The 17,431-nt window shown below is 69.2% G+C and carries 16 protein-coding genes; 2 read left to right on the forward strand and 14 right to left on the reverse strand.

All coding sequences use genetic code 11. From position 1 onward, the window contains the following. Positions 1-3: 3 nt before the first annotated feature. The 9 genes from ABE423_RS06030 to ABE423_RS06070 all read right to left on the reverse strand — a co-directional run bounded on the left by ABE423_RS06030 (position 4) and on the right by ABE423_RS06070 (position 10,581). Positions 4-1,302 carry a DUF58 domain-containing protein gene (locus tag ABE423_RS06030; protein ID WP_346485354.1) on the reverse strand — a complete coding sequence of 433 codons (1,299 nt, stop codon included), beginning with the start codon at positions 1,300-1,302 and terminating at the stop codon, positions 4-6. Continuing rightward, positions 1,299-2,285, reverse strand: a complete 987-nt coding sequence (locus ABE423_RS06035) for a MoxR family ATPase (RefSeq protein WP_005411535.1) — start codon at positions 2,283-2,285, stop codon at positions 1,299-1,301. The genes ABE423_RS06030 and ABE423_RS06035 overlap by 4 nt, the downstream gene beginning before the upstream one ends. After that, positions 2,282-3,466 (reverse strand): DUF4350 domain-containing protein, encoded by a 1,185-nt coding sequence (locus ABE423_RS06040; protein ID WP_346485355.1) that lies wholly within the window; start codon positions 3,464-3,466, stop codon positions 2,282-2,284. The genes ABE423_RS06035 and ABE423_RS06040 overlap by 4 nt, the downstream gene beginning before the upstream one ends. Further along, positions 3,463-5,079 (reverse strand): DUF4129 domain-containing protein, encoded by a 1,617-nt coding sequence (locus tag ABE423_RS06045; protein ID WP_346485357.1) that lies wholly within the window; start codon positions 5,077-5,079, stop codon positions 3,463-3,465. The genes ABE423_RS06040 and ABE423_RS06045 overlap by 4 nt, the downstream gene beginning before the upstream one ends. After that, positions 5,069-6,061, reverse strand: a complete 993-nt coding sequence (locus ABE423_RS06050) for a stage II sporulation protein M (RefSeq protein WP_032129115.1) — start codon at positions 6,059-6,061, stop codon at positions 5,069-5,071. Before ABE423_RS06050 ends, ABE423_RS06045 begins: the two co-directional genes overlap by 11 nt. Further along, a complete protein-coding gene (locus ABE423_RS06055; RefSeq protein ID WP_049400866.1) occupies positions 6,058-6,747 on the reverse strand; it encodes an RDD family protein in 690 nt (229 codons plus the stop codon). The genes ABE423_RS06050 and ABE423_RS06055 overlap by 4 nt, the downstream gene beginning before the upstream one ends. 123 nt (positions 6,748-6,870) lie before the next feature. Further along, positions 6,871-7,401: a gamma carbonic anhydrase family protein gene (locus ABE423_RS06060; protein WP_032129113.1), complete on the reverse strand. Its 531-nt coding sequence runs from the start codon at positions 7,399-7,401 to the stop codon at positions 6,871-6,873. 255 nt (positions 7,402-7,656) lie between these two features. Continuing rightward, positions 7,657-9,546, reverse strand: a complete 1,890-nt coding sequence (gene mnmG / locus ABE423_RS06065; RefSeq protein WP_346485360.1) for a tRNA uridine-5-carboxymethylaminomethyl(34) synthesis enzyme MnmG — start codon at positions 9,544-9,546, stop codon at positions 7,657-7,659. A 549-nt stretch (positions 9,547-10,095) separates the two neighbouring features. Then, on the reverse strand, positions 10,096-10,581 hold the full coding sequence (locus ABE423_RS06070) for a hypothetical protein (protein WP_019337023.1): 486 nt from the start codon (positions 10,579-10,581) through the stop codon (positions 10,096-10,098). A 159-nt stretch (positions 10,582-10,740) separates the two neighbouring features. On the opposite strand from ABE423_RS06070, the gene ABE423_RS06075 reads away from it, so the two are divergent. Further along, on the forward strand, positions 10,741-11,703 hold the full coding sequence (locus ABE423_RS06075; RefSeq protein ID WP_125895476.1) for a pyridoxal-phosphate dependent enzyme: 963 nt from the start codon (positions 10,741-10,743) through the stop codon (positions 11,701-11,703). Next, positions 11,688-12,332 carry a YdcF family protein gene (locus ABE423_RS06080; protein ID WP_346485399.1) on the forward strand — a complete coding sequence of 215 codons (645 nt, stop codon included), beginning with the start codon at positions 11,688-11,690 and terminating at the stop codon, positions 12,330-12,332. Before ABE423_RS06075 ends, ABE423_RS06080 begins: the two co-directional genes overlap by 16 nt. A 256-nt stretch (positions 12,333-12,588) precedes the next feature. On the opposite strand, the gene bioC is transcribed toward ABE423_RS06080, so the two are convergent. From bioC to bioB, 5 genes are all read right to left on the reverse strand, one after another. Further along, entirely contained in the window at positions 12,589-13,473 is an 885-nt protein-coding gene (gene bioC / locus ABE423_RS06085) for a malonyl-ACP O-methyltransferase BioC (RefSeq protein ID WP_049400863.1), read from the reverse strand. Between the two features lie 12 nt (positions 13,474-13,485). Beyond that, the gene (locus ABE423_RS06090; protein ID WP_346485363.1) at positions 13,486-14,265 is read right to left on the reverse strand and encodes an SDR family oxidoreductase; all 780 of its coding nucleotides are present in this window, start codon (positions 14,263-14,265) and stop codon (positions 13,486-13,488) included. A gap of 29 nt (positions 14,266-14,294) precedes the next feature. After that, positions 14,295-15,074 carry a pimeloyl-ACP methyl ester esterase BioH gene (gene bioH, locus ABE423_RS06095; protein WP_125895473.1) on the reverse strand — a complete coding sequence of 260 codons (780 nt, stop codon included), beginning with the start codon at positions 15,072-15,074 and terminating at the stop codon, positions 14,295-14,297. Positions 15,075-15,091: 17 nt separating this feature from the next. Beyond that, on the reverse strand, positions 15,092-16,315 hold the full coding sequence (bioF, locus tag ABE423_RS06100) for an 8-amino-7-oxononanoate synthase (protein ID WP_125895472.1): 1,224 nt from the start codon (positions 16,313-16,315) through the stop codon (positions 15,092-15,094). A gap of 67 nt (positions 16,316-16,382) precedes the next feature. Beyond that, entirely contained in the window at positions 16,383-17,426 is a 1,044-nt protein-coding gene (gene bioB, locus ABE423_RS06105) for a biotin synthase BioB (RefSeq protein ID WP_125895471.1), read from the reverse strand. Between the last annotated feature and the right edge of the window lie 5 nt (positions 17,427-17,431).

A 17,431-nucleotide genomic window follows, 5' to 3' on the forward strand; every position in this document is an offset into this window, starting at 1 on the left:
GTATCAGAGCAGCCCTTCGCGCTTCACCGCCAGGTAGCGTTCCACCAGCGCACCGGGCAGGGCATCGGCGGTTACGTCCAGCACCATTACCTTCTCGCTACGCAGCGCCTCGTGCGCATTCGCGCGCTGCTGCAGATACAGCGCCGCTGCACCGGCCTGGGTGGCGTCTTCCAGGGTCTGCACGTCACCCTCCAGCGCAGCGTCCAGCTCGCGCTCGCGCAGGCTGGCCACGCACACCAGATGGCGCCGCTGCAGCAGGCGCACCGCCGCCAGCAGGTCTTCGATGTCCTCGTCGCGCACGTTGCTGACCAGCATCACCAGCGCGCGCCGGCGCTGGCGCAGCGACACTTCGGTGGCGGCGGCCAGGTAGTCGGTGGCCACCGCGCGCGGCTGCAGATCGTAGCTGGCGCGCAGCAGGTGCTCGACGGTGCCCATCCCGCGCTGCGGTGCCACCCAGCGGCGCTCGCCACCAGTGGCGAACAGGCCGGCGGCATCGCCCTGGCGCAGCGCCAGGTAGGCCACCACCAGCGAGGCGTTCAAGGCATGATCGAAGTGCGAGAGCCCGCCTTCGCTGGCCAGCATGCGCCGGCCGCTGTCGAGCATCAGCAGCAGCTGCTGGTTCTTCTCGTCCTGGTATTCGCGCGAGATCAGCTTGCGCGCACGCGCGGTGGCCTTCCAGTCGAGCTGGCGCAGGCTGTCGCCGATGCGGTACTCGCGCATCTGGTGGAAGTCGGTGCCTTCACCGCGGCGGCGCTTCACGTGTGCACCGACCAGCCGCGAGGCCTGGTCGGCACTGAACAGGGCAAAGCGGGTGAGCGGCACGAAGTTCGGATAGACCCGCACGTCCAGTGCGGGCGGCAGCGTGCGTTGCTGCCACCACAGCCGCCACGGTGAACGCATGCGCAGGTGCACGCCTTCGAAGCGGAAATGCCCACGCTGCAGCGGCTGCAGGTGGTAGTGGAGGGTGGAAGCACTGCCCGCCTGCAGGCGCACGCGCTGCGGCAGTGATTCCAGCGGCCAGCCGCCGGGGACCAGGTCGAACACCTGCACCGTCATCAGTGCGTCCGCCTGCAGCCGCAGTGCAGCCTCGCGGCGCACGCCCAGTGCCAGCGCTTCGGGCAGTTCGCGCTGCACCTGCGGCGACGGACGCCGCCACTGGCGCCACAGATCCATCAGCGCCGGCACGGCAATCGCCAGCGCCGCCAGCGCCCAGCTCCAGCGCGGCAGCAGACCGCCCAGCACCAGACCGCCCTGGGCAGCCCAGGCCAGCAGCAGTGCCAGCAGCAGCGGGGCCGGCCTCATCGGCGTGGCGCTTCCACCTTGGCCAGCAGCGCGCCCAGCACGTCGTCGGCGTCCTGGCCTTCGATCTGCAGTTCCGGGGCCAGCGCGATGCGGTGGCGCAGCGCCGGGCGTGCGATGTCGCGCACATCATCCGGAGTGACGAAATCACGACCGGCCAGCACCGCCTGCGCGCGCGAGGCACGCACCAGCGCGATGCTGCCACGCGGGCCAGCGCCGACCGCGATACCCGGCCACTGTCGGGTCGCCGCGACGATGCGTACCGCGTAATCGATCACTTCGTCATCGACCGTGATCGCCGCAGTGGCGCGCTGCAGTTCCAGCAGCTCGCCGGCGCCGAGCACACGCGGCACCTGGCTCAGGTCGAAATCGCTGGCGGCGCGGCCGCTGGTGATCGCGGTCACCATGCGCTTCTCGTCCTCCAGCTGCGGGTAGTCGATCAGCACCTTCAGCAGGAAGCGGTCCAGCTGTGCTTCCGGCAGCGGGTAGGTGCCTTCCTGCTCCAGCGGGTTCTGCGTGGCCAGCGCCATGAACGGCGGCGCCAGGGTGAAGGCCTTGCCTTCGATGGTCACCTGGCCTTCCTGCATCACTTCCAGCAGCGCCGACTGGGTCTTGGCGGGTGCACGGTTGATCTCGTCGGCCAGCAGCAGGTTGGTGAACACCGGGCCGCGGCGGATCTTGAAGCTCTCGCTCTTCGGGTCGTACACCGCGTGGCCGCTGACGTCGCTGGGCATCAGGTCGGGGGTGAACTGTACACGCCCGTAATCCAGCTCCAGGGCCTGTGCCAGTGCGCGCACCAGCAGGGTCTTGCCCAGCCCGGGCACGCCCTCGATCAGCACGTGACCACCGGCAAGCAGCGCCACCAGGATCTGGTCCAGCACATCGGCCTGGCCGATGAAGGCGTGGCCGACGGCATCGCGGATGGCATCGACGCGTTCGATCAGGCGGGCGTTGGCAGCCGCCGGCAGCTCGGGGACTTCAGTCATAGCAGGGATCTCATCTGGAGCAGCAAGCGGATGCGCTCGCGCAGGGCGGAGGAATCGTGCGGCGGTGGGGGCGTGAGCGCGCTGGCGACGCGGCCCTGCGGCCACTTCAGCAGCTCGGCGATGGCCTGATCGCGCGGCGCACCATCCAATGCGGCGGCAATCGGTGCGCGCAGGCGCAGGCGGTGCAGGAACAGGGCGAGCACGGCCTCGTACAGGCGTATGCCGTGACCGAAGCGCAGCAGCAGTTCGCCACTGGCACGCACGTGCTCCAGCAGTGAACGACGTTCCAGCACCGGCGACGGCAGCAGGCTGCCGAAGCGCTGTGAACGGCCCCACAGCCAGCCCAGCAAGGCCAGCAGCAACGGCACCCACAACGGCCAGCCCTGATAGAACATGCGCGACCACAGCGACGGCGGGCGGCTGGCATAGACCAGCCAGACCGCACCCTTGCCATAGTTCGGATCGAGCAGGTAGCGGGTCAGGTCGCGATGCGACGCGTCGTGCAGGCCGTCGCTGGCTCCGCCACCTGCCGACGCCAGGCGCGCTGCCGGTGAGTCCACTTCGCTGCGCATGAACTCCATGTCGGCCAGCACGCTCACTCTGCCCTGGCCGTGGCGCAGGCGCGCGAACACCAGGTCGCGATCAGTGCCCCAGCGGCGTTCGGCCTGCGCACTGGCGGCAAAGCCCAGGGTGAAGCGGCGGCCACCACAGAATTCGACGTGGCCAGGATCGTCGTCGACATGGAACGGCTGGCAGTCGCTGCGCTGGAACAGGCTGTCCACGCCCAGCCGGTCCAGCAGGGGGCCCTGTGTGCTGCCGGCATCGTCCTCGGCCGGCGGCGGCGTACGTACCAGCAGGTGACCACCCCCGTCGACCCAGTCCAGCAGTGCGCTGGCGACGGGCGGCGGCAGTTCGCTGCTGTCCTGCAGCAGCACCACCGTGTCGTGGCGCCCCAGCGTCATCTGCTGCAACTCCAGCCGCGGTCGCGAATGCACGTCGATGCCATCGGCGCGCAGGGCCTGGCCGAGCACGTACAGCGGGTTGTAGGCGGCCTCGCCCTGTGGCGGCAGCCGGATCGTCTCGGTCACCCGCTCGTGCGTGCGCAGGTAGAGGATGGTCAGCGGTACGCCGAACAGCACCAGCGCACCGAGCAGCAGCGACCAGAACAGGCGCGGACTCATGCCTGCCACCCGTACTGCTGGCGCAGGGTATCGGCCAATGCATCGAAATCGGCGCGGCTGGGCAGGCGGCCACCGTAGGCGGCGTACTGCCACATGCGCACGATGCGCGCGAACAGGTCACGGTCGCTGGCCTGGGGCATGCGTCGCGATGCGCGCAGGCATTGCGCTTCGGTGGCACCGGGTGGAAGCGCGATACCGCTGCGCTCGCCCACCGTGCGCACGCTGGCGCGGTACAGCAGGGCCAGCGCCTGCCGCGGCCGGCCCTGGTCCCAGAGCAGGCCGGCCTGGGTGGCCACGTCCGGCGGCAGCACCACCGGCAACTCCACCTGCTCCTCCAGCACCTTCGGTGCAGCGTCGGCCTTGCGCCGGCCACTGCCACGCAGCCACGGCAGCCACAGCCGCGCGGTCAGCAGCAGCACCAGCAGCAGGATGCCGAGCAGGCCCCACAGGCCCCATTCGGCCAGCCGTGCCAGCCAGGCGATGCCGTCCTTGCGCGCCTTGCGTTCACCTTTGCTGTTGGTGTCACGCTGCAGCTGCTTGTCTTCCTTCTTTTTTTCCTCGGCCTGCTCGATCGGCTTCCAGCGGGTGACCTGGCGGGTCGGGCGCTGCAGCGGGTCTTCATAGGCGCGGTTCACTGCCTGACGGAAACCGGCGGTGTCCACCGGCGCTGTACCGAAGATCATTGCCGGCGTATTGGCGGGGTCGTTGGCCGCGGTGGCCGGTTCTTCCGCACTGTCTTCGTCCTCTTCGGCATCGCCTGCCTGCTCCGCGACCGTCTGCGCGTCCTGCGCATGCACCGGTGCGGACACCAGCGGCAGTGCCAGCCACAGCAGCAGCGCCAGCGTCGATGCTGCCGGCAGCAGCCGCTCGCGCAGGCGGCGCAGGGCGATTTCGACGTCCCAGGCTTCCATCTGCGTTCGACGGTTCAGGTACAGGCCAAAGCCCGCACCGACGAAGAACGGGCCGATCAGCACCGAGGCCAGCCAGCACGCCAGGTTGAAGCCCAGCCGTGCCCATGCCGGCGTGTCCTTGCCAATCATGTCCCACGCCGCACGCCACGATTCGGACATCAGCTCCAGTGGCATGAACATGAACACCGCACCGATCGCGCCGGATACCAACACGGCTTCGAACGCCAGGCAGGTCACCGTCAGTACCAGTGCCGCGCCCGCTGCGCCGGCTGCCACCGCACGACGGCGTGGGCCGCGCTGGCCCGGTGTGTTGCCTTCCAGCAGGTTCACCGGCAGGCACAGGCTGCGCAGCACGCTGAAGCGGCGCCAGCCCAGGTAGCCCCAGAAGCCGCTGTTGCCCCAGCTTCGCTGCGCGCGCAGGGCGGCCAGCGTGCCGACCGGCTCACCGAAAATGCCGCGCGACAGCACGTACAGCGGCGCGCGTTCGAACAGCGGCTTGCACCACCACATCGCCAGCCAGGCCCAGCCGAAGGCATCCAGCCACCAGCCCAGCGCGTTGAAGATCACGAACAGCGGTGCACTGGCCAGCAGCCAGCTGCCCCACAGCGCACGCGCGTGACGGCGGGACAGGGCGGTGCCCAGCTCCATCGCTTCCCAGCCACTGCGGGCGCGCAGCGCCACATCCAGGCGGTCAATGCGCATGGCCGCCCCCACGTCCGCCGCGCCACAGCCACAGCAGCACGCCGGCCCACAACACACCGGCCACGCTGAACTTGCCCCACGCCGGTACTTCGGCAAGCGAGGACCAGAAGGCTTCGATGAAGGCGGCCACCAGCAGCATGAAGGCGACGCCGAGGCACAGCCGTGCGCCGATGCGGCCGCCTTCGACCAGTGCATCCAGGCGGCTGCGCCGGCCCGGTGCCAGCAGCTTCATGCCCAGCTGCAGACCGGCACCGCCGGCGATCACGATCGCGGTCAGCTCGAAGGCACCGTGGCCGACCACGAAGCGCCAGAACGGGTCGCCATGGCCGATGTGCTGCAGGTGACCGGCCACCGAACCGATGATCACGCCGTTGAACAACAGCACCAGCAGCGTGCCCAGCCCTGCCAGCAGTCCGCTGGCGAAGGTGCGCAGGGCGATGCTGATGTTGTTCATGATGTAGTGGCCGAACATCATCCAGTCGGTGCCGCTGTCACGCCCCAGGCGCTCGGCGGCGGGATCGTACATGCGCTCCATCTCGGCGATCTGGCGGTTGTCCATCAGCATGTGGATCAGGTCCGGATAGACCTGCACCAGCACGAAGCAGGCCACCGCCGGCAGCGCGAACATCGCCAGCGCCACCCACATGCTGCGCGCCTGGCTGCGCACCAGCAGCGGGAAATCGGCCACCAGGAACTCCAGGGCACCCCGCCAGCGCGTCGGCGGCGTGCGGTACAGCACGCTGTGGCCCTGCTGCATGAGCTGCTGCAGGCGCTGCACCAGCTGCGGGCTGTAGCCGCGTTCGCGGGCCAGCGCCAGTTGCTGGCACAGCCGCCGGTAGCGCTGCGGGAAGGTGGTGTCGTCCAGTGCCAGGCCGCTGGCCTTGCGGCGCGTGCGGCGTGAGGCACCAGCACGCAGCAGCAGCCACTGCTCCAGGTCCTGCCATTCCTGCTGGTAGCGGGCGACGAACTGTTCCTGCTTCATCGCCGCCCCAGCAGCCAGTTGGCCATCGCATACAGGCGCAGCACCCCGACCTGGCCATGGGTGCCGGTCAGTGGCTCGGCAATACCGGCCAGCTCCTGCTGGCGCGCCGCCGACAACCGTGGCGCGCGCTCGGCGAAGGCCATCAACGCAGCCTGTTCCTCTGGTCGCAGCGGCTGCGGCGGGGCCAGCACGCTGTCGATGGTCGGCGGCGGTGGCAGGTACAGCGCGGGTGCGTGCACCACCACGGTGCCCGCCACCAGGTCGCCAAGGCGGCGGCCATGCGGATCGAACAGGCTGCTGATCAGGCCCAGCGCATAGCCGAACGGCAGCATGTCCACCGTGCGCAGCAGGTTGCGGGTGATCGCCGCCATCCAGCCTACCGGCGCGCCATCGCGGGACAGCACGCGCAGCCCCAGCGCACGCTTGCCCAACGTGCGCCCCCACAACGCTTCGCAGACGATCGGGTAGGCCCAGTAGACCAGGAACATCAGCACCAGGTAGAGGCCGGAGCCGAACTTGTCCAGCAGCGCCAGCGGAATGGACACCAGCACCAGTGCCGCGATGCGCACGCCAAGATCGACCAGCCAGGCCATCGCCCGCGGTACCGGGCCGGCGGCAGGCAACTGCAGCGGCACACCCTCCGGCGTCACCACCTCGCGGTAGGTATCGAGCATCGGTGCGGCCATCAGCGCGATGGCCTTCGTTGTGGGCGCCGGAGTCCTCTCCGGCGGGCAGCCACAGGCATGGGGGTCTCGACAGGTCCTGGTCGGGCCAAGACTTTAGCAGAGCCGCATGGCAGCGTCGGGGGCTCAGCCCCGGTATTCGTCCTTCAGCCGCACGTAGTGGTCGGCCGAGTAATGCAGCGCCTCGATCTCCTTGTCACTGAGCGTGCGTGCCGGTCGTGCAGGGTTGCCGACCCACAGCTCGCCTTCGCCCACCACCTTGCCGGGGCCGATCACCGCACCGGCGCCGACGAAGCCATGGCGCTCCACGCGGGCGCCATCGAGGATGCAGGCGCCCATGCCGATCAGGCTGTAATCGCCGATCGTGCAGGCATGGATGATGCAGCCGTGGCCAACGGTCACGCCTTCGCCGATCAGGGTCGGGTAGCCGGCCTTGTTGTACGGGCTGTGGTGGCTGACGTGGATGATGGTGCCGTCCTGCACGTTGGTGCGTGCACCGATGCGCACATGGTTGACGTCGCCGCGGATGACCGTGCCCGGCCATACCGACACGTCATCGGCCAGCTCCACGTCGCCGATGATGGTGCAGGCCGGATCGATGTACACGCGTTCGCCGAGGACGGGCATCTTGTCGCGGAAGGGGCGCAGCGGGTTCATCGAAGTCTCCGGAAATCAGGGCGTTCACGACGATGATACCTGCGTGGTCTGCACGCCGCGCGCGCACCGCAGGGTAGTGCCGGCCGCTGGCCGGCAACCTCAAGGTCATGTCTGGAGTTCTGCGGTTGCCGGCCCGCGGCCGGCACTACCCGCTACAGTTCGTAGCTGTAGCCGATGCTGTATGCGGAACAGCGGATCGCGCGCAGCATTGCAGTGGATCCACGCCATGCGTGGATGGCATCTATCGCGCTCGTGTTATGCCACGCGTCCCCGGCGTGCGCGCTCCAGGTGCACCAGCAGCAGCGAAATCGCTGCCGGGGTCATGCCCGGAATGCGCTGTGCCTGGCCGATGGTCTGCGGGCGTACGCGCTCCAGCTTCTGCAGCGCTTCGGTCGACAGCCCGCGCACCGTCGTGTAGTCGAAGGCTTCAGCGATCGGCGTGGCTTCATGCCGCTGCTGGCGCTCGATCTCCTCGCGCTGGCGGTCCAGGTAGCCGGCGTACTTCACGCCGATCTCCACCTGCTCGGCGACCTTGCCATCGGCCACTGCCGGGCCCAGCGAGGGCACCTGCATCAGCTTGGCGTAATCCAGCTCGGGGCGCTTGATCAGGTCCAGCACGTTGGTTTCGCGGCTGACCGCCACGCCCAGCGTGTCCTGCACTTCGCGGCCCAGCGCGTTGGCTGGGGTTGCCCACAGTGCGCCCAGGCGCGCGCGCTCGGCGGCGACGGCGGCCTGCTTGGTCTCGAACGCGCTCCAGCGGCGATCATCCACCAGGCCCATTTCGCGGCCGGTCGGGGTCAGGCGCTGGTCGGCATTGTCCTCGCGCAGCTGCAGGCGGTACTCGGCGCGGCTGGTGAACATGCGGTACGGCTCGTTGGTGCCGTGGGTGATCAGGTCATCCACCAGCACGCCCAGGTAGGCCTCGTCGCGACGCGGGCACCAGCCGTCCAGCCCGCGCACCTGGCGTGCGGCGTTGAGGCCGGCCAGCAGGCCCTGCGCGGCGGCCTCTTCGTAGCCGGTGGTGCCGTTGATCTGGCCGGCGAAGAACAGGCCGTTGACCAGCTTGGTTTCCAGCGAGGCCTTCAGCCCGCGCGGGTCGAAGAAGTCGTACTCGATCGCGTAGCCGGGGCGGGTGATGTGTGCGTTCTCGAAGCCACGGATGCTGCGCACCATCTCCAGCTGCACGTCGAACGGCAGCGAGGTGGAGATGCCGTTGGGATAGATCTCGACGATGCCCAGGCCTTCGGGTTCGACGAAGATCTGGTGGCTGGCCTTCTCGGCGAAGCGCACCACCTTGTCCTCGATGGACGGGCAGTAGCGCGGGCCGATGCCTTCGATCTGGCCGCTGTACAGCGGCGAACGGTGCAGCGCGTCGCGGATGATCTGGTGGGTCTGTTCGGTGGTGTGGGTGATCCAGCAGCTGACCTGCTGCGGATGCTCGTCCACCGAGCCGAGGAAGGACATCACCGGGCGCGGCGAATCACCGGGCTGTTCGTCCATCACGCTGTAGTCCAGCGAGCGGCCATCGATGCGCGGCGGCGTGCCGGTTTTCAGGCGATCCACCTGGAACGGGCGCTCGCGCAGGCGCGCGGCCAGCGTGGTGGCCGGCGGGTCGCCCATGCGGCCGGCGGCGTACTGGGTCGGGCCGACATGGATCTTGCCGGCCAGGAAGGTGCCGGCGGTCAGCACCACGGCCTCGGCATCGAAGCGCAGCCCGGTCTGGGTGATGACCCCGCGCACGGCGTCGCCTTCGATGACCAGGTCGTCCACGGCGGCCTGGAACACGGTCAGGTTGGCCTGGCCTTCGACGATGGCGCGGATCGCCATGCGGTACAGGTTGCGGTCGGCCTGGCAGCGGGTGGCGCGCACGGCCGGGCCCTTGGAGGCATTGAGCGTGCGCCACTGGATGCCGGCGCGGTCGGCGGCATGCGCCATCGCACCGCCCAGCGCGTCGATCTCCTTGACCAGGTGGCCCTTGCCGATGCCGCCGATGGCCGGGTTGCAGCTCATCGCACCCACCGTTTCGATGTTGTGGGTCAGCAGCAGGGTGCGCACGCCGGTGCGGGCCGCGGCCAGCGCGGCTTCGGTGCCGGCGTGGCCACCGCCGATGACGATGACGTCGTAACGATGGAAGGACGGGTTCATGGGGGCTGTTCAGCTGGGGGCGGGCGCGGACCGGGGGCGGCGCCGGGGTGGCGATTTTAGCGCCATTCGGGGCCGGGACGTCGGTGCCGGCCGGCCGGCGTCGAAATCAGCCCTAAAGTTGGCAGGATTTTTGCAGATAACCCAATAGCACCCATCGTGGCTGGCGCCGTAGGCGCCCGTGACCGGAATTGGAACAGGGGCCGGTACAGGCGCACGGTGGGGGAGCAGAGGGCCGGCAGTCGGGGGACTGTCCGGCCCTGTTTTTTTGCGGCTGTCGGGAAGGCGCCATCCACGCATGGCGTGGAGCTACTGACGCTGGGGCCCTCGGCGGTTGGCGACCCAACAAAACAAACGGCCCCGCATTGCGGGGCCGTCTGTCTTCAGAGGTGCCGACATCCGACAGGGCCGGAACAGGGGGGATCCAGATGTTCCTGTCGGATATCGACGTAGAGCTTTTTGCGGCGGCCCGTGTCGTTTTTGTCACTTTGTGACGCGGGCCGTCACTGTCCGCGTAGATTGCGGCTTAGACCGTGTGAAATGCAAGACGGTTCAGCGCTCAACTGTGCGCTGCGTCGCACGATCCATGTTGCGCCAGGGGGAACCGTTCATCCTCGGCGCACTCGGTGCCGGTGCCGGACGGGCCTGCGGCGGGGGCGCCGACGGCTGGGCGTTCGATTGCGGCGGGCGGCGCATGGAGTCCATGTTCCGCCACGGCGAACCCCCGTTGTACGACGGACGCGACGGCGGCGGCGGACGGTGCTCGCCGCCATTGCCCGGACGCGGCGGCGGGCGGTGGTTGTGCGGCGGACGGTAGATCGGGCGCGAGTAATACGGGTTGCCGTAGCCGCCGTAGTAGCCGCCATAGCCACCGTAGTAGGGGCCGTAGTTGTAGGGATAGCCGGCCGGGTAGCGGTATTCCACCGACGGCGCACCGTGGTAGTAGCTGCCGCTGCGGCCGCCGCCGACATAGTCGTAGGTGGTGCAGCCGGTCAGGGCCAGCAACAGGCCACCGGCAAGCATCAGGCGCATTTTCATGGTGGGTCCCCCCAGAGGACGGGTGTGCAGTCAGCTTCGGGCGCAAGCGTTGAATCGGCCCTTAATTCCGCCGGCCAGGATGAATGGAGGCGTAGGGCTGCATGCTGGCATGACCTGTGTCCCGGTCGCCAGCGCGGGGGCATACGTTAATCTTGCGTCATGAGCGATTCACTGTTGCCCCGCGCCGACGACGTCCTGCTTGCTGCCGCGAGGATCGCCCCGCATGCCAGCGTGACCCCGGTGCTGCGCTCGCACACGCTCGATGCGCTGGCCGGGGCACAGCTGGCCTTCAAGGCCGAGCACCTGCAGCGTGGTGGTGCGTTCAAGTTCCGCGGTGCCTGCAACGCGGTGTGGTCGCTGGAGGCTGATTCCGCCAGTGCCGGCGTGGTCACCCACTCCTCTGGCAATCACGGCGCCGCCCTGGCGCTGGCCGCGCGCACCCGTGGCATTCCCTGCCATGTGGTGGTGCCGGAAGGCGCGGTGGCGGCCAAGCTGGCCAATATTGCCCGGCATGGCGCCACGCTCTGGCACTGCCCGCCGACCATTGCCGACCGTGAGGCCACCTGCGCCAAAGTGCAGGCCGACACCGGTGCGACCCTGGTTCATCCCTATACGAATCCGGCGGTGATGGCCGGACAGGGCACCGCCGCCCTGGAACTGCTGCACAGCGACGGCCCGTTCGACGTGCTGGTGGTGCCGGTGGGCGGCGGCGGCCTCGCCAGCGGCACTGCGCTGGCGCTGCAGCACGCCAGCCCGCAGACCCGTCTGGTGCTGGCCGAGCCGGCCGGTGCCGACGATACCGCGCGCTCGCTGGCCGCTGGCGAGCGCCAGGACGCGTTCACCCCGGACACGATCTGCGATGGCCTGCGTACTCTGATCGGCGCGCCCAATTTCGAACTGCTGCGCGCGGCCAGTGCCGAGGTGATCGTGGTCGATGACGCGGCGACGATGGCCGCGATGCGCCTGCTGTGGGAGGTGCTCAAGCAGGTGGTTGAGCCGTCCTCGGCCACCGTGCTGGCTGCGGTGCTGGCGCAGCCGCAACGTTTCTCCGGACTGCGCGTGGGCCTGGTGCTGTCCGGCGGCAACGTCGACCTGCCAGCGCTGCGCTGGGGGTCGCCTTGAGCCGCGACCGGCAGCGGCCTCGCACCGGCCTGCTGGGCTGGCTGTGGCGGCTGTTTGTCCTGCTGGTGATCTGGCTGCTGGGCGTGACTGCCTGGATCGTCTGGGTCGGCGAGCGTGACCAGGCCGCCAAGGCCGACGCCATCATCGTGCTGGGTGCGGCCGCCTATGACGCCAAGCCGTCACCGGTGTTCGAAGAGCGTATCCGGCATGGGCTGGACCTGTACGAGGCCCAGTACGCGCCGCTGCTGATCTTCACCGGCGGCTACGGTGGCACCGGTGCGCGTTTTTCCGAATCGCAGGTGGCGCGGCGTTATGCGCTGAAACATGGCGTGCCGGACGATGCGATCCTGATCGAAACCGCCTCGCGCAATACCGTGCAGAACCTGGTTGAAGCCAAGCGGCTGATGGACCAGCGCGACCTGCACCGGGTGATCATCGTCAGCGATCCGCTGCACATGGCGCGCGCGCTGCGCCTGAGCAGGGCGCTGGGCATCGATGCGCTGGCCTCGTCCACGCCCAGCACGCGCTTCCGCAGCTTCCACACCAGCTGGCGCTTCCTGGTGCAGGAAATCTATTTCTTCCACCGCGACCTGGTGCGCCCGCCGCTGAGTTCGCCGGCCAATACCTGAGGGTGCCGCTGCGCTCGCCGGGCATGGCCCGGCGCTACCCGGTTCACGTGCCGGCCCATACCCGCCTTTGGTAGGTGCCGACCTTGGTCGGCACACTGCTGGCGGCACCGCGATCTGATGGGGTGTCCCAACCAAGGTTGGCACCTACCCGAGCTATTCGCGTACGGTGTGGCTTGCGGTTGGCCCGGCCGCTGGCCGGCAGTTGCCCAGCATGGAATCTTGAAGTTGCCCGCCAGCGGCCGGCACTACCGGACGATCAGGTCTGCTTGCGCCGGATCGGAATTGCCGACACCGGCACCGATGCCACGTCATGCCCGCCTTCGCGGATCGGTGCGCCCGGGTCCGGTGCCCAGGCGTGGGCATAGATCACTTCCCAGCTGCTCGGCAGCTTGCCGTCGGCGCGGCGCATCGGCTCGTAGGCGGCCGCAGCAGCAGCGAAGCGGCCACGCCCGGTCAGCGTATGGCGGCGGTCGACGCGGGCATTGGTCGCCCCCATCGCACGCAGTTCGCGCATCAGTGACGGCAGGTCGTCGTAGGTCAGGGTGAACAGGTCGCGGTCCAGCACCGGGTCGCGGAAGCCGGCCATCATCAGCGCATCGCCGAACTGGGCGATCTGCGCGAAGCGGCTCACGTGCGGGCGGTCATCGGCGGCGGCGAATGCCTCGTTGAGTTCGATCAGGGTTTCCGGGCCGAAGGTGGAACACACCAGCAGGCCGCCCGGCTTGAGTACGCGACGGAACCCGGCAAACACCGCCGGCAGGTCGTCCACCCACTGCAGGCACAGGTTGCTGAAGATCACGTCCACGCTGTTGTCGGCCAGCGGCAGCGCGGCGGCGTCACCGCACAGGCGCTGGAACGGCTTCCACCAGCCGGCCTGGCGCTTGGCCTGGTCCAGCATCGGCAGCGCCACGTCCAGCGCGATCACCTGCGCCTTCGGCCAGCGCTTCTTCATCAACGCGCTGGCATGGCCGGTGCCGGCACCAATGTCCAGCACCACCTCGGGCTTGCGTGCCTCCAGGTAGTCCAGCGATTCGATCAGCCGCGACTGCACTTCGCGCTGCAGGGCAGCGGCGGCGTCGTAGCTGTTGGCGGCACGGGCGAACGCGCGGCGGACGTGGCGGGCATCGAAGTGGGACGGCATTGCGAAAGTCTCTTAGAACGTACCGGGGTAGGCGCCGCCGTCGATCAGCAGGTTCTGCCCGGTGAGGTAACCGGCCTGTGCACTGCACAGGAAGGCGCAGGCGGCGCCGAATTCATCCGGCGTGCCGAAGCGGCCGGCGGGGATCTGCTGGCGGCGGCGTTCGGCCACTTCGCCAGCATCCCCGTCCTTGCCGGCACTGTGGGCGAAGTTGGCGCGCAGGCGGTCGGTGTCGAACTGGCCGGGCAGCAGGTTGTTGATGGTGACGTTGTGGGCCACGGTGCGGCGCGACAGGCCGGCGACGAAACCGGTCAGGCCACTGCGCGCGCCGTTGGACAGCGCCAGGATATCGATCGGGGCTTTCACCGCCGACGAGGTGATGTTGACGATACGGCCGAAGCCGCGCTCGATCATCGCGTCGACGGTGGCGCGGATCAGCGCGATCGGCGCCAGCATGTTGGCGTCCAGCGCGGCAATCCAGTCGTCGCGCTCGAAGGTGCGGAAATCACCGGGCGGCGGGCCACCGGCGTTGTTGACCAGGATGTCCACCTGCGGGCATGCGGCCAGCGCCGCGACGCGGCCGGCTTCGGTGGTGACGTCGGCGGCGACCGCGCGCACCTCGGCGGCACCGGCCAGCGCGCGCAGCTCTTCAGCGGCGGCCTGCAGGGCGGCTTCACCGCGGGCCACGATCACCACGTTGACGCCCTCGCGCACCAGCGCACGCGCGCAGCCCAGGCCCAACCCCTTGCTTGCGCCGCAGACCAGTGCCCAGCGGCCATTGATACCCAGATCCATGTGTCAGTCCTGCGGAATTCGGAAGGCGCTCATTGTCCGCCATCGGCCGGTGACAGGCCGGCAACGAAGTGTTGCAGGGCGGCGGCAACCTCGTCGGCATGGCCGAGGAAGGGCGCATGGCCGCCGTGGGCGATGGTCAGCGCCTGCCCGCCCGGGGTCAGTGCCGCGGCGGCCTGCATCGCCGCCGGAGATACCAGCCGGTCGCGTTGGCCGGCGATCCACAGGCTGGGCCTGCCCAGCGTCGGCAGCGCGCCGCGCAGATCGGTGCTTTCCAGCAGGCGCAGGCCCTCCAGCAGGGCGCGTTCGGTGGGTGCACCGCGCTCGACCAGGCGCTGGCGCAGCGTGCGCAGCTCCTCGCGGGCGTGTGCCGAGCCCATCACATCCAGCGCCAGGAAGCGCTCCAGGGTGCCACCGAAGTCGCTGGCCAGCTCGCGCCCGAACTGTTCGAACACCGCCGGTTCCACCGCGTGCGGCCAGTCTTCGCCACGCACGAAGCGCGGCGTGGCCGCGATCATCGCCAGCCCGCGCACCTTCGGCAGCGTCGCGGCAGCATGCAGCGCGAACAGGCCGCCCAGCGACCAGCCGCACCACACCGCCGGCGGCGTGGCCGCAGCAATGGCATTGACCACGAACGGCAGGCGCAGCGGCGTGGTGTCCTCGCGGCTGTGGCCATGGCCGGGCAGGTCTACCAGGTGCAGGGTGAACTGGTCCGCCAGGCGCTGCACCAGTGGTGCGAACACACCGCCCTGCAGGGCCCAGCCGTGGATCAGAACCAGGTCCGGCCCACGGCCGGTCACTTCAATATGCATGGGCAACGACACGGAACTCAGGCAAAAGCGGGCAGCGGCGGTGGCGCGGCTTCACGCACGGCCAGGGTCACGCGGTCGCGCGCGCTGGCGATGGCCTCCACCAGGCCGCGCACCTGTTCCGGCGTATGCAGTGCGGACAGGGTGACGCGCAAGCGTGCCTTGCCTTCCGGCACCGTCGGTGGGCGGATTGCGCCGACCAGCCAGCCGGCCTGTTCCAGCGTCGTGGACATCGCCACGGCGGTATGATCATCACCACATAGCAGCGGCTGGATCGGCGTTTCCGAAGCCATCAGGTCCAGGCCGTGGCGACGTGCTTCACTGCGGAACAGCGCGATCAGGTCGGTCAGTTTGGTGCGGCGCCAGTGGTCGCGGCGCGCCAGGCGCACTGCTTCAAGCGCCGCAGCGGCCATCGCCGGTGGCACGGCGGTGGTGTAGATGTACGGGCGCGCGGTTTCGGCCAGATGCTCGATCAGGTCGTCACGGCCCAGTACCAGTGCACCGGAACCGCCCAGTGCCTTGCCCAGCGTGACCAGTTGCAGCGGTACGTCGTCCACGCCCAGCCCGGCGGCGGCCACGGCACCACGGCCATCACCGACCACGCCCACGCCGTGCGCGTCATCGACGTAGAACAGCGCCTGCTGCAGGCGTGCCACAAGCGACAATGCACGCAGCGGTGCGATGTCGCCATCCATGCTGAAGACACCATCGGTGGCCAGCATCGCCGCGCCATCGGGCGCGTGCTTGAGCTGACGCATCGCGCCTTCTGCATCCAGATGCGGATAGCGGCGCAGGCGTGCACCGGCCAACCGCGTCGCATCGAGCAGGCTGGCGTGGTTGAGCTTGTCCTGCACGCAGACATCGTTCTCTTCGCTCAGCAATGCCTGCTGCACCGCCAGGTTGGCTGCGAAGCCACTGCCGAACAGCAGCGCACGCGGATAGCCCAGCCACTCGGCCACTTCGCGTTCAAGTGCCTCGTGCAGGGCGTGGTGGCCGCAGACCAGGTGCGAGGCACCAGCGCCAGCACCTTCGCGCGCGGCAGCATCCTGCAGCGCATTGACCACGCTGAACTGCTGGGCCAGGCCCAGGTAATCATTGCTGCAGAAGCCGGTCAGCCACTGGCCGTCCACTTCCAGGCGCACGCCATCACGACGGCTGACCGTGCGTCGCGGGCGGCGACGGCCTTGGGCATCGCGCAGGGCGCGCTGGGCGTGGAGGCGGGCGGTCAGGTCGGGGCGGGCCATGGTGGCTGAATGCGTCGACGGGGCGGCTAGGGTAGCGCGTTGCCGCGGCGCCTGCTTGCGGCCCGTCTCAGGCCGCGTGAGCGCAGCCACAGCCGGGCGTATCGGCACTGATATCGGCGTGCACGGTGCCGCCGTGGTCGTGGCCCTCGGCATCCACCTGCACCGACATCGGCTGCAGTCCCAGCCGCGCGAACAGCGCCAGGTCGCGCTCGCTCTCCGGGTTGCCGGTGGTCAGCAGCTTGTCGCCGTAGAAGATCGAATTGGCACCGGCAAGGAAACACAGCGCCTGCAGTTCGTCGCTCATGGCTTCGCGCCCGGCCGACAGCCGCACCATCGAGCGCGGCATGGCGATGCGTGCCACCGCCATCATGCGCACGAACTCGAACGGGTCCAGTTCGGCACTGCCATGCAGGGGCGTGCCCGCCACCTGTACCAGCTTGTTGATCGGCACCGAATCGGGATGTGCCGGCAGCGAGGCCAGCGCCAGCAGCAGGCCGACGCGCTGCGCGCGCGTCTCGCCCATGCCGACGATGCCACCGCAGCAGGTCTTCAAGCCGGCATCGCGCACGTGCTCCAGCGTATCCAGACGGTCCTGGTACTGGCGCGTGTGGATGATCGAATCGTAGTAGTCCGGCGCGGTGTCGAGGTTGTGGTTGTAGTAGTCCAGGCCCGCATCCTTCAGCGCACGCGCCTGCTCGCCGCTGAGCATGCCCAGCGTGGCGCAGGTCTCCAGGCCCAGTGCCTTCACCCCGGCGATCATCGCCGCCACCTTCGGAATGTCGCGGTCCTTCGGCGATCGCCACGCGGCACCCATGCAGAAGCGCGAGGCACCGGCGGCCTTGGCCTGGCGTGCCTTGGCCAGCACCGCGTCGGTCTCCATCAGCTTCTGCGCGTTCACCCCGGTGCTGTAGCGCTGCGCCTGCGGGCAGTACGCGCAGTCTTCCGGGCAGCCGCCGGTCTTCACCGACAGCAGCGTGGAAACCTGCACCTGCGACGGGTCGAAGTGCTCGCGATGGACCGCTGCGGCGCGGAACAGCAGCTCGGGGAACGGCAGATCGAATAGCGCCTGCAGTTCGTCGTGTTGCCAGTCGTGGCGGATGGCGGCAGCCATGGCGG

Source organism: Stenotrophomonas sp. TWI1409 (assembly GCF_039673015.1).
Classification (GTDB): Bacteria; Pseudomonadota; Gammaproteobacteria; order Xanthomonadales; family Xanthomonadaceae; genus Stenotrophomonas; species Stenotrophomonas maltophilia_A.

Bases quoted from the DNA above. Each gene is read 5' to 3' on its own strand.
- ABE423_RS06030 (WP_346485354.1), bottom strand. From the start codon at position 1,302: ATGAGGCCGGCCCCGCTGCTGCTGGCACTGCTGCTGGCCTGGGCTGCC.
- ABE423_RS06035 (WP_005411535.1), bottom strand. From the start codon at position 2,285: ATGACTGAAGTCCCCGAGCTGCCGGCGGCTGCCAACGCCCGCCTGATC.
- ABE423_RS06040 (WP_346485355.1), bottom strand. From the start codon at position 3,466: ATGAGTCCGCGCCTGTTCTGGTCGCTGCTGCTCGGTGCGCTGGTGCTG.
- ABE423_RS06045 (WP_346485357.1), bottom strand. From the start codon at position 5,079: ATGCGCATTGACCGCCTGGATGTGGCGCTGCGCGCCCGCAGTGGCTGG.
- ABE423_RS06050 (WP_032129115.1), bottom strand. From the start codon at position 6,061: ATGAAGCAGGAACAGTTCGTCGCCCGCTACCAGCAGGAATGGCAGGAC.
- ABE423_RS06055 (WP_049400866.1), bottom strand. From the start codon at position 6,747: ATGGCCGCACCGATGCTCGATACCTACCGCGAGGTGGTGACGCCGGAG.
- ABE423_RS06060 (WP_032129113.1), bottom strand. From the start codon at position 7,401: ATGAACCCGCTGCGCCCCTTCCGCGACAAGATGCCCGTCCTCGGCGAA.
- mnmG (WP_346485360.1), bottom strand. From the start codon at position 9,546: ATGAACCCGTCCTTCCATCGTTACGACGTCATCGTCATCGGCGGTGGC.
- ABE423_RS06070 (WP_019337023.1), bottom strand. From the start codon at position 10,581: ATGAAAATGCGCCTGATGCTTGCCGGTGGCCTGTTGCTGGCCCTGACC.
- ABE423_RS06075 (WP_125895476.1), top strand. From the start codon at position 10,741: ATGAGCGATTCACTGTTGCCCCGCGCCGACGACGTCCTGCTTGCTGCC.
- bioC (WP_049400863.1), bottom strand. From the start codon at position 13,473: ATGCCGTCCCACTTCGATGCCCGCCACGTCCGCCGCGCGTTCGCCCGT.
- ABE423_RS06090 (WP_346485363.1), bottom strand. From the start codon at position 14,265: ATGGATCTGGGTATCAATGGCCGCTGGGCACTGGTCTGCGGCGCAAGC.
- bioH (WP_125895473.1), bottom strand. From the start codon at position 15,074: ATGCATATTGAAGTGACCGGCCGTGGGCCGGACCTGGTTCTGATCCAC.
- bioF (WP_125895472.1), bottom strand. From the start codon at position 16,315: ATGGCCCGCCCCGACCTGACCGCCCGCCTCCACGCCCAGCGCGCCCTG.
- bioB (WP_125895471.1), bottom strand. From the start codon at position 17,426: ATGGCTGCCGCCATCCGCCACGACTGGCAACACGACGAACTGCAGGCG.